This is a genomic window from Enhygromyxa salina (assembly GCF_000737335.2).
Classification (GTDB): Bacteria; Myxococcota_A; Polyangia; order Nannocystales; family Nannocystaceae; genus Plesiocystis; species Plesiocystis salina_C.
Genome location: NZ_JMCC02000039.1, coordinates 70,711 through 85,076, shown reverse-complemented (window position 1 = coordinate 85,076; position 14,366 = coordinate 70,711). Strand labels below are relative to the sequence as shown.

The 14,366-nt window shown below is 68.9% G+C and carries 7 protein-coding genes; 1 reads left to right on the top strand and 6 read right to left on the bottom strand.

Annotated features, from left to right (window positions below):
• The 6 genes from DB30_RS16280 to DB30_RS16255 form a co-directional block, all read right to left on the bottom strand.
• On the bottom strand, positions 1–1,351 hold a 1,351-nt coding region (locus DB30_RS16280), incomplete at its 3' end, for an HNH endonuclease signature motif containing protein (protein WP_052549881.1).
• 111 nt (positions 1,352–1,462) lie between these two features.
• Entirely contained in the window at positions 1,463–2,941 is a 1,479-nt protein-coding gene (locus tag DB30_RS16275) for a protein kinase family protein (RefSeq protein ID WP_052549879.1), read from the bottom strand.
• A 696-nt stretch (positions 2,942–3,637) separates the two neighbouring features.
• Entirely contained in the window at positions 3,638–4,222 is a 585-nt protein-coding gene (locus DB30_RS16270; protein WP_052549878.1) for a TetR/AcrR family transcriptional regulator, read from the bottom strand.
• 185 nt (positions 4,223–4,407) lie between these two features.
• Positions 4,408–5,061, bottom strand: coding sequence for a YbhB/YbcL family Raf kinase inhibitor-like protein (locus tag DB30_RS16265; protein ID WP_052549876.1), 654 nt, complete (start codon positions 5,059–5,061; stop codon positions 4,408–4,410).
• 37 nt (positions 5,062–5,098) lie between these two features.
• Positions 5,099–9,148, bottom strand: coding sequence for a UvrD-helicase domain-containing protein (locus tag DB30_RS16260; RefSeq protein ID WP_052549874.1), 4,050 nt, complete (start codon positions 9,146–9,148; stop codon positions 5,099–5,101).
• Positions 9,145–12,807, bottom strand: coding sequence for a PD-(D/E)XK nuclease family protein (locus DB30_RS16255; RefSeq protein WP_052549871.1), 3,663 nt, complete (start codon positions 12,805–12,807; stop codon positions 9,145–9,147). The genes DB30_RS16260 and DB30_RS16255 overlap by 4 nt, the downstream gene beginning before the upstream one ends.
• 301 nt (positions 12,808–13,108) lie before the next feature.
• Here DB30_RS16255 and DB30_RS16250 point away from each other — a divergent pair, with 301 nt between their 5' ends.
• Positions 13,109–14,098: a hypothetical protein gene (locus DB30_RS16250; protein WP_052549870.1), complete on the top strand. Its 990-nt coding sequence runs from the start codon at positions 13,109–13,111 to the stop codon at positions 14,096–14,098.
• Positions 14,099–14,366: the final 268 nt, after the last annotated feature.

Sequence of the window (14,366 nt, the reverse complement as noted above, 5' to 3'; positions counted from 1 at the left end):
CCGGCGGCCGACGCGACCTACTCGCCTCGTCGGTCTGAGGCGCGAGCCTCGCTAAATCTTGGCCACTCCCGACGCGCGGGGGCGCGGCCAGTACTGTGTGACCGCGCTGATCGATGAACATGATCTTGTCAGCTCGAACCTCCACGGACAGCCCGCCCTCGTGAATCATGCGATGGTGACCGGGGCAGACGAGCACGAGATTTGCCAAGCGAGTTGGGCCGCCTTCGGCCCACGCCTGAATGTGGTGACCATGAAGATGCCGCTTTCGACCGCAGCCGGGCACCCGGCACCCGCCGTCACGCAGCCACAGTGCGCGGGTGATCGCGGAGGGGATCGAACGCGTGCTGCGACCGATGTCGAGTAGCTGCCCCTGCGCACCGGTCACGACGTCGACCCGGGCGCTGTCGCACGCCAGCATGCGCGCCACGTGCAGCGGGACTGGCGTGCCGTCACGCAAGAACCCACCGACCCCACCGGGACCGTGCTCGAGCTGATCCTTTGAGGTGATGACGACCAGCTCATAGCCGGAGCTGAGCGTGCGGGGGCTGTGCTGTAGATACGCCCGGGCGATATTGACGATCGCGTCGGCCTGCTGTTGCTGCAGCTGCTCGCCGTAGGTGGCGGCCAGGGGATCTGCAGGCATGCCCGCGGAGGCCTCCGCGGAAGCCTGTGCCTGGGTCGGATCAGCGGAGGCTTCCGCGGAAGCCTGTGTGTTGGGCGCCTGAGCGGTCGGCGACGGCGCCACGGAGGCCTCCGCGGAAGCCCCAGCTTCGCCGGTAGACATGGCTGATTGCATGGCCTCCCAGACCACAGCAGCCTCCTCCGGGGTCAACTGCATCTCGATGCGAACCATGCCCCCAAGGGTCTCGGCGCGCCGGACGAAGCGGCGCTGGTCTCGCGGCAATTCGCCAGGGATCTCGGCTTCTACGCGGCAGCGCTTGTAGGCCCGGGTCAGAAGTTCAATCTGCGACGCGGTCGCGTGGACCGCAGCATCAATGAACTCTTGCTCGTTCTCGGGCGTGGCGACGCGGGTGATCGCCCGGACTTTTGAATAGCTGAGCTCACCCCGGCTAAACATCGCATCAACCGCTTTTAATGTGCCGAGCGCCCGCGCAACCCGGACCTTCTCGCGTGCCGCCTTTAGCCCAATACCGATCCGCCAGCTGAGCCAGTGCGCACATGAGAGAAACCCCGTGCCGCCCCACGCTTCGTGGGCATCGAAGACCCGAAGCCGCGTGATGAGGGCATGCTCGGCGACGTCGATACGTGCTGCAAATGTAGCGATCTCATCGCCGATTGCCTGGAGCTGGTCTTGGCTCAACGAATCATGCAATGTCGCGGCATCGGACATTCATATATTGTACGTAGTCCGATGTTCAGGTCAAGTGCGAATGAGTGAACGCGAGCCTCTCGGAGCATTCTGCTCGCGGGCTTTGGCTGCTGCGCCCTCACACGTGGCGGTTCACGATCGCTGCCAGATCGACGCAACCCAGTCGGCCTCATCGATCGTCAGCGTCCGCAGAATCTGGCGGACGTGGGGCCAACGGATCCGGTCGTTGCGCTTGTGCCGGCCAAGCGTGAAGATCCGACCTCCAGGCCGATAGATCGAGATCTCGCTGCCCTTGCCGGCCCGAACGCGGCAGTCAAAGTCGCGCTCGAGACGGGTGAGCAGCTGGCTCATGCGCGGGGACAGACGCAAGGACCCGAGCTTGGGATCCCGGCCGTCGGAGGTGTCATCCTCACCGTCGGCCTCTGCAAGCAGCGCGTTGGCCTGGGCAAGGGGCTCGATCTCCTGCTCGTTGGCCGCGCGAGGCTCTCGCAAGATGGCAGCAACATCGATGCGTGCGAAGGCAGCGAGCAGCTTCGTGTGGATCGCACGCACGACGGTGAGGTTGGCCCCAAGCGCTGGCGCCGGAAGCTGCGCGGCCGTGCGCCAGTGAAAGAGCGGGTGACGCAGGAGACCGTCGAAGCCGATCATGAGCTGGTAGGGATAGTGCTGGCGTTGCATCCCCTCGAGTAGCTGGCGCTCGGACCCGGCGAAGACCAGCGCGAGGTGACCGCGCAGCAAGATCCAGATCGGTGCAGCATGCAGATGTTCGCCGAGCATGATCATGAACCGCTCGGGTCGCATCGCGCGGACGAGAAAGGGGCGGACCTCCTCGATGTCGTTGGCGAGGGACTGCAGCTCGACTCGAGCGTCGTGGTCGCTCACGCCCGGAGCCGGGGTCGTCTGATCGAGCACCAAGTCGAGAGCCGCGGCGGAGTAGAACCGGTAGAGGTCCAGGTGGTGGCGACAAACCTCGACGAGCTGCGGGCTCAGGAGGATATCGGGGGCAAAGGTCGCGTTACCGCCGGGCGTCGGCGAGACCCACGAACTCCACGTCGCATGATAGAGGCGCCAAGGGATGTACTCCACGACCGAGCCGAGGATCTGACGGTGAACGCTGTCGATCCTCCGGTTCTCCGGATCGCCATAGGCGAGCTCATCGAGCCACGGCAACAGCTCATCGTAGATCCGCAGGTAGGTGAGCAACGGGTTGCCTAAATCTTTGGGGTTCGTACGTGAGAGCCGTTGTTGGACATAGGCGTCGGCCCACTCGAGCCAGCGCTCGCTGAGTACCTGGCGCTCGACGTCAGCGTGCAGGAGGATCTCCGCGCGAGTGACCTCCACACCGGTCATGGTGTCGTTGAAGGCTCGCAACTCGGCGAGGCGTTGTTCGAGCGTGCGAAACAGCCCCTTGGGCAGGAGCCGAGACACGAACCCGGGCGGGCGGTATGTAGCCTCGGCGCGGGGTAGGACGACCGTGTCCTCGACGTCGAGCGAGTCGAGCAGGAACTGGCTGTTCAGGCTCAGCGTCGTTCGTGCTCGCAGCGCGTCTTGGAGCGCTCGATTGCGGTCTTGGGCGGCTCGGAGCTCACGCTCCATGTCTCGTTCGGTCATCTGATCATGGAACCCCAGCTATCGTCGAGGTCGGTGGGGCGGAACATGGTGTGAAGGGATGCTAGTGGGCGATGGGGCTTGCGGGCAAGCGGAGAACCCGGCGGCGCCGGCGGGCGGCCCAAAACGGGACGCTTGACCGCCTTGGCTTGGGTGGACGTCGCTGTGCCCGGTGCAGGAGCTGTCAGGGTCGGCGCTGCTCGAGGGGCTCATGCGACGCTCGATGTCGAGGTGCCGCCGCCGCTGTGGGACTGGTTGCAGCTGCAGGGCCGGCGGTTGTGACGGTGGCCGGCATTTTTTGGGCGCTGGGGTTGCCGACGTGAAATTGGACATTAGGCTGCCCGCCCCTCGATCGAGGAGAAGGAGAGTTCCAATGAGCAGCAATAACAATGGTGGCAAGAGCGGCGGCGGAGGCAAGGCTGGGGGCGGAGGCAAGGCTGGTGGCGGAGGCAAGGGCGGTGGACGGCCCGCAAACGCACCCAGCACGACCGGAAAGCCCTCAGGGAGCGGCCGCGGCAACAACCCACCGAAGAAGTGAGACCTGAGCGGGGCGCCGGCAAGTATTGCTGGCGCCCCGCTCTTTTTGGCTCACTTCGCAAAATTCTCTTGGCCGCAACGACCCGCCATTCGGATCACCGAAATCACACTCAATGACTGCCCCTCGTTTCCAGGCTGGTCCGTGAGACGCCACGGACCCGCTCACACCGTCAGCACGGAAAGCGTAGTCTCGATCGTATCCCGCACCGCCAACTGCGAAGCCCCGCCCCGGGACAGCACGCCCAGTCCGTGCATCGAGTTGGTCAAGAAGCGCGCGAGCGCCCGGTTGTCGCGCTTACCGTTGATCTCCCCGGTGACGTTGTCCCGCTCGAGCGCGGTGAAGAACACCTCTTCGATCTCGAGCAGATGCTCGGCGACGCGGGCCCGCAGCTCGGGATCGCGCTGGCCCAGCTCGAGCGCCGAATTGGCCATGAGGCACGAGCGGTGCTCGGGGTGCTCGACGACCTCGCTCCTGACCCAATCAAAGCCTGCACGAATGCCCGCGGTCCCGGACGCCTGGGTGCTGACGATACGCTCGAATTCGCTGCGGAGATTGATGCAATAGCGGTCTATGGCCGCCAAGAAGAGTCTGTGTTTGTCCCCAAACGTGTCGTATAGACTCTGGCGGCTGATCCCCATGCATTCGAGTAATTTGGCCATCGAGGCGCCCTCGTAGCCGCGTCGCCAGAACAGCTCAATTGCGCGGTCGAGGACGATATCAGGATCAAAAGCTTTGGCGCGAGGCATGGTCGCGCGAGCATCACGCGGCCCTGGCCAAGGGGTCAAGCGCAAGAAGAGCAGCGAGCGATTCGCAGACCAGCGATTCGTGCAGGGCGAAAAGTTTTCGGGGCGAGATCGCGCCTAGAGAGGCGAACCGCTAAATCGCGCGTGCCAGCCGTACACTGGTGCGTGGGATTTGGCGGTTCGCCTCTCTAGCTGGACAAAGCTACGGAGACCTTGGGGTTGAGCGTGTACGTGCCCACCAAGTCGGCCCGATCGAGCACGTGGCCTTCCATTGCCTCGAGCGCCGCGGTCCCGTCGAAGCTACCCGATAGGCCCAGGGTCTCGACGTCGAGGGCGTAGATCGTGAAGTGGTAGTGGTGCAGGCGCTCGTCGTTCCACGGCGGGCATGGGCCGTCGTAGCCGGCGTACTCGCCCTTCATGTTCTCGTCGTTGGCGAACCACCCGGTGTAGTCGTTGACCCCCTGCAGTCCTTGGCCATTGGGGGTGGCGCCCGGCGGCTTACCGCCCGCGGTGACCCCGTCGCTGTGCGAGCCAGCAGGGATCTGCGTTGCGGTCGCCGGGATGTCGATCAGTACCCAGTGGCAAAAGTCGACGCGGGCAACCCGGAACGAGACCATCTTCCCTTCCTTGTTGACGTCCTCGGCCGTCGCCGGGGCGTCGGGATCGCGGCAGATGATGGCGAAGGACTTGGTGCCCTCTGGCGCGTCGCTCCACGCCAGCTGAGGGTTGCGGTTGGGGGCCATGCTGACAGGGCTGTCTGCCGGTTGCTCGGCTGGCACGCAGAACGCGAACTCTCCGGGGATTGGCCCGTTTGACTCGAAAGACTCGCTGCGGAGGTCCATGGCGGCGGAGGGTATGCCAAGTGAAGCTGCCGGACAATCACCGATCACCGGGGTCGTGATTGTCCGCCTCGGGACCCCCGGAATCGGCTGGGTCAGCGCGCCAACAACGAGCGATGTGGATGCACTCGCCGCAGGCCGCGGGTTGCTCGAGCTTGGGCCAAGGCTGCGCGGTCGCGTCCTCCCCAAGCTCGACCCGCAGCAGCCGCGCCGCGGTTCCGCGCAGACGTTGATCGAAGCGCGCGAGGGTGGCGGCGTCCAGCTCTCGCAGGCCCGGGTCAGGCTGTTGCTCGCGCAGGAACACGGCGCCCGCGCGCAGGGCGATCGCGTCGCCCCACAGCCGCCGCAGCGCCCAGGCTTGGGTGAGCCGGCGAAATCCGGCGACCTGATCTGGATCGAGGATCGAGCCAGGATCCGGCGGCGCGCGGCCGTACTGCCAGTCGACCACGTTGAGCCGACCGTCGTCGTCGATCCAGACCAAGTCGATCCGACCGCGCACGATCACGCAGCCCTCGGGCGGCGGGGCGGCGGCGGTCGTGATCGGCGCGAACAGATCCAGCTGCGGCCGCGTGGTGGGCTCGACCGGGGGCGCCTGCGGGGCATGCTCGCCAAGCACCTGCAGGGCAAAGGGCAGCGAACGCAGCACGCGGCGTGGATCGCTGCGCTGGATCTCGATCAGCTCGTGGACCCACGGGCGCGCGGCAAAGCGCAGCAGGTCATCGCGAAGCTCGGACCACAGCCTATCGGGGATGTGATCCTGGGCGGCGAAGCCGTCGAGCGCCCGGGCGGGATCGCGGCCAAGGCGATCGAGATCCACGCTTCCGAGCAAGTAGTGGACCAAGCGGCCGCGGGCGCGGGCCTCGGACAGGCTCGGCGGGGAGCGATCCCCCGAATCGTGCTCGTTGCCGCGCTCGCGCGGGACAAAGGGCAGCAGCTGCAGGCCGACCATGGCCTCGCGCTCCTCGTGCACCGGGGTCTCGAGCCCGACCACGTGGGTCAGCAGATAGCGGCGCGGGCACTTGTCGAACTCGGCCAGACCCGAGAGCGAGACCTCGAGCTCGCAGTCGCGCAGGTGCAGGGCCTCGCTGCGGGCGTAGGCGCGGTCGAGCTGCTCGGGGGACTCGTCGGTGGCCTGGCGCGCGGGGTCCGGTGGTGTCGGTGGGGTGGGTGATGGGGTGTCGGTGGGATCTGCGAGCGGGGCGGCGGTCGGGCTCGCGTCGGCCGGGGCCGGGGCGTCTGTGGCCGCCCGGCGGACCGCGTCGACCCGTTCGAGCAGCCACTGGATCGCGCTGGTTGGCCCGTCTTGTTCGGTTTGGATCACCGGCCCCGCGTCGACGACCTCGACCAGCTCGGTGAGCTCGGGCAGCGCGGCGTCGATGAGCTTGCGCCAATTGCCCTCGGCGCCCCGGCCCTCGGGCGCGTCGCCGATCAGCACCAGCAAGTCGCGGGCGCGGGTGCACGCGACGTAGAGCAGCCGCCGGCTCTCGGCGTCGCGGCGGGCGGCGAGGCGCTCGTTGATCGCCTGCGCGTGGGGGCTGGGCCGGCGCCGACCGACGAGATCGGGGCTGACGACCGCGAGGCCCAGCTCGCGCTCGAACACGACCGGGCCCTCCTGACCGCGCGGCTCGGCGCCAAGCTCGGGCACGATCACGACCGGGAACTCGAGCCCCTTGGCTGCGTGCACCGTCATGATCCGCACGGCGTCGGGATCGGCCGCGGCGGCGACCTCGGCGGGCGCCTCGCGATCGAGCAGATCCTCGCCACGCTCGAGCAAGCGGCGCGCGGTGGCCACGGCGCCGAGCCCCGCGAACTCGCGCGAGCCAAGCAGCGCGATCAGCTTGTCGACGTTGGCGATCCGCTGCTCGCCCGCGTCGTCCCACGCCAGCACTTGGCGCAGGCCCAGGCGATCGACCGCGAAGCGCAGCACCCTCGCCGGTCCCAGGCGATCGAGCTCGTGGTGCAGGCGGTCGATCAGACGCGCGACTTGGGTGACCGTGGCGGCGTCTTCGGGGGCGCTCAGCTCGATCGCGCAGCCGGCCACGTGATCGGCAACGCGCAGCTGCTCGGCGACGGCCAGCTCGACGATGCTCGCGTCGCAGATGCCCCACACCGGCGAGCGCCACACGCCTGCAGAGGCCAGCGGATCGCGGGGATCCGCGATCGCCAACATCAAGACCGCCAGCTCGCGGACCTCGCGGGCCGCGTAAAAGCCCCGACCCCCGACGACGACCGAGGCGATCCCGAGCTCGCTCAGGGCCTTGCGGTAGCGCGCGACGTGGCTGTGGGTGCGCATCAAGATCGCGACGTCGGCCCCGCGCAAGGGCTTGGGTCGGCCCTGTGCGTCGCTGCGCCCAAGCGGCGGCCGGGCGTCGAGCAGCAGCCGCAGGTGCTCGGCCATGCGCCGGGCCTCTTGGCTTCGGCGGGCGCGGGCGTCTTCGGTGGGATCGCTGCACAGCAGCTGCACGGCGGGGATCCCTGCTTGGTCTTCGTGATCTTCGCGGACCGGGGTCAGGCGATCGACGTCCTCGATCCAGTCGACGGCGAAGCCCTCGGGGTCGTCGCTGATCAGCAGGCGCGCGAACAGTTGATTGCAAAACTCGACCAGCCGGGGGCGGGATCGCCAGGACCGCCGCAGCGCGTGGAGCCGCAGGCCAGCGCCGCCGCTGCGGGCCCGCGCGGCGAGGGTCTGAAACAGCGAGACGTCGGCGCCGCGGAATTCGTAGATCGACTGCTTGCGATCCCCGACGGCGGCGAAGCACCGAGCGCCAAGCGGGAGCAGGGCGCTCGCTCGGGCGCCGCGGGGCACGGCGCGCTCGTGATCGCGGGCCTCCGCGAGCAGGTGCACCAGGTCGAGCTGCAGCCCGTTTGTGTCTTGAAATTCGTCGACCAACAGCGCGCCGAGCCGCTGCTTCACCTGCCGGCGCACGACCCGATCATCACGGAGCAGATCGTGGGCGCCGCGGACCAGGTCGACGAAGTCCAACACCTGCAGGCGTTGCTTCTCTGCCGCGTAGGCGCGCGAGATCGCGTCGAGCAATGCGACGATCCGGCGCGCGAGCTCCTGCTCTTCGAGGCTCGCCACGCAGTCTTGGACCTGCTCCCAGGCCGCGGCGAACGGCTCCCACACCCGCTTGGCGCGCTTGGGGAGGGTGCCCTTGCCACGGCGTTGGCCAGCCACGCGGACCATTGCCGGGTACCAGCGGTCGACCTGCCGCGGCTCGCAGTCGCCGATCCGGCGGCGCTCGATCGCCAGCGCGCGCAGGGTGGGACGCAGGCGATCTTCGCGGGACTCCTCGAGCAGCGCGATGCTGTCGCACAGCGCCTGGCAAGCGTCGGCGAAGCTGGCCCAGGCCAGCTTGCGATCGAAGCCCGGCTGCGGTTGGCCCTCGGCGTCGGTCAGCAACGACTGCGGATCGCGGCCCTCCTCGCCAAGCTTGCCGTGCAGGCGACGAAGCGCCGCGCGCAAGGTGTCGGGCCCCCCCAGCGCCCGGGCGGCGGCGCGGGTGTGCGAGTCGTCATCCCCGTCATCGCCGCCCTCGAGCTCGCGCAGCAACACCTCGTCGAGGGTGCGGGCGAACAGCTCGTTCGCGGCGTTTTCATCGAGCACGCCAAAGCTGGGATCGACGCCGGCCTCGACCGCGAAGCTGCGCAGCAGCTGCCCGCACAGCGAGTGAAAGGTGCCGATCGGCGCGGCCGGGAGCTGGTCGAGGATCGCCCGCCAGCGCGGCGCACCCAGCTGGCGATCACCAAGCATCTGCGCCAGCTCGGGCTCTTCTGCGAGCGCGGCCTCGGGGTTGTCGGCCAGGGCACCGGCACGCGCGACGATGCGCTGCCGCAGCTCGCGGGCGGCCTTCTCGGTGAAGGTCACCGCCCAGACCTGCGCGGGGTCGAGTGGCTCGCGCTGCGACTGACCGGCGCCAACGTAGAGCCCGAGCGCGACGGTGACCAGCGCGTGGGTCTTGCCCGCGCCCGCGCCCGCGGCCAAAACCAGGTTGGCGTCGAGCTCGAGTGATCCTTGCTCGGACGCGTGATCGTTGGCGTCGTTCGAACCGCCCGGGCCCCGTGGGTCGTCGTGCTCGAGCTCGTTCATGTGTCGCCCTCGTCGAGCTCGTCGCCGCGCTCGACCCGACATACTGGACCGAACGAGCAATAGCGACACGCGCGTCCGGGGTCGTGGGGGCGCACGTCGAACCGGCCCTCCGCGACCCCGCCGAGCAGCGCCCACACGTTGTCGGCGAGGTTGCGCTGGCCGATCTCGGGCAGGTCCAACGCCCCGGCGGCGACGTCTGGCGGGCCCACTCGAGCTTGTGGCTCGGTCGCGGGATCGTTTGGCGCGGGCAGCTCGTTCGCGGCGCGCGCTCGCAGGTCGCGTCGCTCGTTGGGATCCAGCGCCAACAACCCGTCGAGCTCGATGCTCGACAGACACAGATCTAGCAAGCTGGCCTGTGAGCGCTCGCCGTCGCGCAGTGACACATAAGCCGCGTCGGCGTCGCCAAGATCCGGGCGGCGGGTTGCGAGCCACGCGGCATACAGCGGGAGCTGCAGCTGCGTGCGGGCCAGCTGATCGAAGCGCATGCGATCGCCGACGCGGCCGGACTTGTAGTCGATGATCAGGCCCTCGCGCTCGCGCCCGTCGCCGCGGTAGTCGATGCGATCGACCCGGCCAACGAGCTCGAAGCGACGCGCGCCGTCGCGGTCCAAGATTGCGAGGGGCACGCCCTCGATCGTGCCGTCGCCCGCCTCGGAGGGGACGCCAAACCCGATCTCGAACTCGCCGGGCTCCCACGCCTCGATCGCAAATCGACGCTCGCCCTCGAGCGTGCGGCTGAGATCGCGGACCACCAGATCGCGGTGCAGGTACCACAGCGGCAGCGGGCCGGTGCGCTCGTAGTGCTGCCAACGATCGAGGACGGCCTCGCAGACCTCGCGGGCCAGGCGGTTCTCGTGGCCGGTGCGATCGCCCCCTTCGAGCGGCGTCAGGCCCTGGTCGCGCAGCGCTTGCATGACCTCCGCGAGCACGAGGTGGCGCACGCTCCCTTGCTCGGCGGCGTCGAGCTCGTCGCGGATCGACGGCGGCGGGCGGACCCGCAAGACCCGCTGCGCGAAGAACCGGAACGGGCAGGCGGCGTAGTCTTCCAGCGAGGTCGCCGAGCCCTGCCAGACCAAGCCCGGGGCGGCTTCGCGTTGGCCGGTCCAGTTGAAGTCCAGGCGGGTCAGGGCGAGCGCGCGGCTGTGCTCGGGCAGGTGGACGCCCGCGCGGGCGAGGTCGTGCGCGTGGCCAAGGGCCCAGTCGAGTGCCCGCTCGAGCTCGCCTGTGCCCAGCTTGTCACGCCGCGTCGCGACTGGCCGGCCCTCGCGGGCGAGCATGCTCATGCGGGTCAACAGCTGTCCGCGCGTGCTGGCCTGCGAGAAGCTTGGGACCACGCCAGCGTCCAGGGTTCGCGGCGGGTGATCGTGACCAAGCGCGACGGCCAGCGCTGCGAAGTAGCGCGACCGCATCACCTCGCGGCCGTCGGCGTCGTGGCGGTGCGCGGCGAGGACCAAGCGCTCGCGCACGCCCGCGCAGGCGAGCGCGAAGGTGCCGGCGTCGGCGGCCGTCGGTGTGCCCAGCACGGGGCGGCCCGCGGCGCGGTCGAGCGCCTGGCGGTCTTCGTCATCCAAGAACGGCAGCACGCGCCCGGACCCTGGCAGCTCGCCTTCGACGGCATGGATCACGAATACGTAGTCGCTGGGGGAGCGAGATAGATCGACGAGGTCGCGCACGGCGATCCCCGCTCCGCTGACGCCGGCCGGCCGCTCGCGCACGCCCGCGAGCGCGGCCTCGAGGTGGGCACGAAAGTCGGTGAGCGAGACCTGTGCGTCGGCGACCCCGACGGCGGCGGCGGCGTCATCGAGCCCGTGGCCGGCCGCCTCGAGAGCCTCCAACGCCGCGCGATCCCGGGCCAACGCCGCGACGGCGTCCCGCTCGAGCCGACGCTCACGGGTGCCGTCACCGAGCTCGGGCAGCGCGAGGCAGCGGCGTGGGATCCCGAGCGCGCGCAGGGCCGCGAACACGGCGTCGAGGTGCTCGCGCAGGGTGGCGGATCGGCGCAGGCGAAGCTTGGCGAACAGGCGTTGCCAGCGGTCTGCGAGCTGGTGGTAGCGGGCGGCGCGTTCGTTGCGTCGCTGCTGGGCGCGGGCGGGGTCGGTCTTTGTTGGTGGGGCCTCCGCGGAGTTGGTGGCGTGCTCGTACTCCTGGTCTTCGAAGCGGGTGTCCTCGTCGAAGGGGGGTGCTTCGTCGAAGTGGGGGTCTTCGTCGACGGAGTCGGCGTTGCTGGGATGGTTGTCGTGCTCGAAGGGGGGGACTCCGTTGGCGTCTGGATGATCTGGCAGGTCCGCCTGATCTGACTCGTCGTGGAGGAGCGCGTCGAATGGGTCGTCGAATGGATCGATCGGCGGAGCTGGCGGTAGGTCGATCGGTGGTTCGGCGGGTGCCGCACCGAATGGCGCTGGCGGCTGGCGGGCAAGCTTGTCCGCGTGGGCGCGGAGCCGACCGAGGTGCCCGATCCCCCGATTGTCGCGCGAACCAGCCTCGCGCAGGGCGGACAACAGAGCGGTGGTGTCGCGGCGGGCTACGTAGGCTGACTCGAGCACGCCCGCGAGCGCCTCGCGGGGCAGCTCGCGCTCGGCCGCGTCGATCAGCGCGAGCGTGAGCCGCAGAGGCGCCGCCTGCAGCACGGGCTGGCCGCGGGTCTCTTCACACGGGAGCTCAGCAGCGTCGAGCGCCGCGAGCACTCGGTGCCGCGCGAGGCCCAGGCGTGGGACCGCGATCGTCACCCGGTGTGGCGCGACGCCTTCGTGCAGCAGTTCTCGAATCGCCGCGCTCACGCCGCGCAGCGCCGCCCGCTCGTCCTCGGCGTCGATCAGCTCGAGCTTGTTGCGGACGGTCGCGCTGACCAGCGCGCGGGCGCGGCTTGGCGGCACGAAGGGGATCAACCCCGCGGCGGCGAGCTTGGCGTTGTCGTGGAGCAGCGGCATCGGGCGCAGGTCGACGCTCGGCGCCTCCTCGACCAAGTTGCGGCGCAGCAGCTCGAGCGCGCCGACGAGCTCCGGCGCCACGTCATCGTCGCCCGGTGGGAGCACGGGTACCTCGACGGTGACGTCCAGACCTGCGCGCGCGAGCGCCTCCCACATTCGCGCGCGGATCACCGGTAACTCCGGGTTGCGCTCGACCTCGATCACGCGGGCGCCGTCGACCAAGCTGGCCAAGCGGTGGCGGCCGAGCTCGGAGATCGCCCGCGGTAGGCGCACGCGGGCGGCCACGCCGTCGAGCGCGCCGCGTGCGTGCAGGCGGGCTTCGTAGGCGGTGGCGATCCGGGCCAGCGCGGTGAACCGGCGGCCGCTCAGGCTGTCGGGTCGGCGGGATAGCTGGGTGGCGAGGCGCTCGAAGCCGAGGCGATCGATGCCGGCGCGGCGTAGGGTGTCCCAGAGCTCGAGGAACGACTCGGCGAAGCCGGGCTGGGTGGCGAGCTCTGCGAGGGTGGTGCCGCGGGCGGCGTCGGGGGCGACGGCGCTGACGACCAGGCGGGACTCGGTGGTGCCGATTGGGTTGAGCTGGGTGGCGCGGATTAGGCGATCTTCGAGGGAGCGTAGGTCGATTACGCCTAGGGCGAGGGCGACACCCTGGGCGCGGACTCGCTCGCGGAGGTGCTCTGCTACGCGATCGCGCGTTGGTAGCACTCGCAGGGTGCGCTCGGGGGGGGCGGGCATGGTTGGGGGGAGTATATAGAGGGCACCCGGACTCGGAGTTGTCGATTTGGTCGTTGGATCACGGTAGAGTATGGAAGGCACCCGGACTCGGAGTCGTCGATTTGGTCGTTGGATCAGTAATTCGCCCACGGACCAGGCGAAGACTAGGCTGCCCCCACACGCACGGGCACCCCGGACTCGGAGTCGTCGATTTGATCGTTGGATCAGTAATTCGCCCACGGACCAGGCGAAGACCAGGCTGCCCCCACAAAAAAGGTCAGAAGCTCTGCAACAAGGCCATGCCCGGGCCGATGACCTCTGCGTGGCCACCTCCGCGCAGAAACAAGCCAGCGCCGCCCGTCGGGAGGCCAATCGCGCGCACGGCGCGACGCGTGGCCACGAACGCGTCCGCGCCCGGCCGATCTACGCCGGCCGTCGCTACAAGATCACCCGGCGTTGCATCAGCCGACTGATGCTGTTCGCACCGGGCAACAATGCCGCGGAGCTCACCAACTTCATCGGCTATTGCCTCGCGCACAACGCCAACCGCTACGGGGTTCAAGTTCACGCCAGCCTGTGGATGTCCGACCATCACCACACAGACGTGACGGATCCCGAGGCCAACCTGGCCCCATTCAAGCAGCAACTGCACAGTCTGGCCGCCCGCGGCCGCAATACCCAATTGGGCCGATTCGACAGCGTCTGGAGTGGCGACGCTCCCTGCGACACCGCACGACCGACCGATGACGAGTCGCTGATGGATCTCGTCTACACGCTGACCAATCCCGTCAAGGCGGGGCTCGTCAAGTGGTCGCGACAATGGCCGGGGTTCAGCACGATCGGCTGGCGCTTCGGTGAGACCCGGACCTTCAAGCGGCCTTCTTGGTTCTTTGACGCGGGCGGCGACATGCCCAAGGAAGTGTCGCTGACTCTGGCGCGGCCGCCGATCTTTCCCGAGCTCGATGACGACGAGCTGTACGCCAAGTTGATGGAAGCGGTCCGCGAGCGCGAGATCGAGATCCACCGAAGCATGCGCGCACGCGGGCGACGGTTCATGGGGCTGCGAAAGCTTGAAAAGCAGAGCTGGAATTCCGAGGCGCAGAGCTACGAAGAGCGGTTTACGGTCGCGCCCCAGCACGCTGGCTCGAGCAAACAACAGGTGTTGGTGGAGGTCGGGCGGGATCGTGAGTGGAAGCGGCAGTACGCGGCGGCGCGGGCGTTGCTGCTTGCGGGGAAGCCGGCGGTGTTTCCTGCGGGCACCTACTGGCTGCGGCGATTCGCGGGCGTCAATGTGGCGGCGCAGGCTCCGTAGCGGGCGAGCGATAGAGTGACGGCGGGGTCGCGCGAGCCATCCCGTCGTCGTGTATTGGTTCGGCGGGGTTGAGGCGCGGGTTGGGCGGTGGATCGCCTGGATTCTTGGCCGTCTGAACTCGCAATTGGGTGCGAAGTTATGACTCGAGCGTGGCCGGAAGCCCGATCGAGCTTTGGCCGGACTGGCCGACGTCAATGACTCCCAGCCCGGATTCCCGGACGTCAATGACTCCCAGCCCGGATTCCCCGGATGCGGGATTCCCCGGATT

Excerpts from the sequence above, each read along its gene's own strand:
- DB30_RS16255 (WP_052549871.1), bottom strand. The coding sequence starts at position 12,807 with ATGCCCGCCCCCCCCGAGCGCACCCTGCGAGTGCTACCAACGCGCGAT.
- DB30_RS16265 (WP_052549876.1), bottom strand. The coding sequence starts at position 5,061 with ATGGACCTCCGCAGCGAGTCTTTCGAGTCAAACGGGCCAATCCCCGGA.
- DB30_RS16270 (WP_052549878.1), bottom strand. The coding sequence starts at position 4,222 with ATGCCTCGCGCCAAAGCTTTTGATCCTGATATCGTCCTCGACCGCGCA.
- DB30_RS16260 (WP_052549874.1), bottom strand. The coding sequence starts at position 9,148 with ATGAACGAGCTCGAGCACGACGACCCACGGGGCCCGGGCGGTTCGAAC.
- DB30_RS16275 (WP_052549879.1), bottom strand. The coding sequence starts at position 2,941 with ATGACCGAACGAGACATGGAGCGTGAGCTCCGAGCCGCCCAAGACCGC.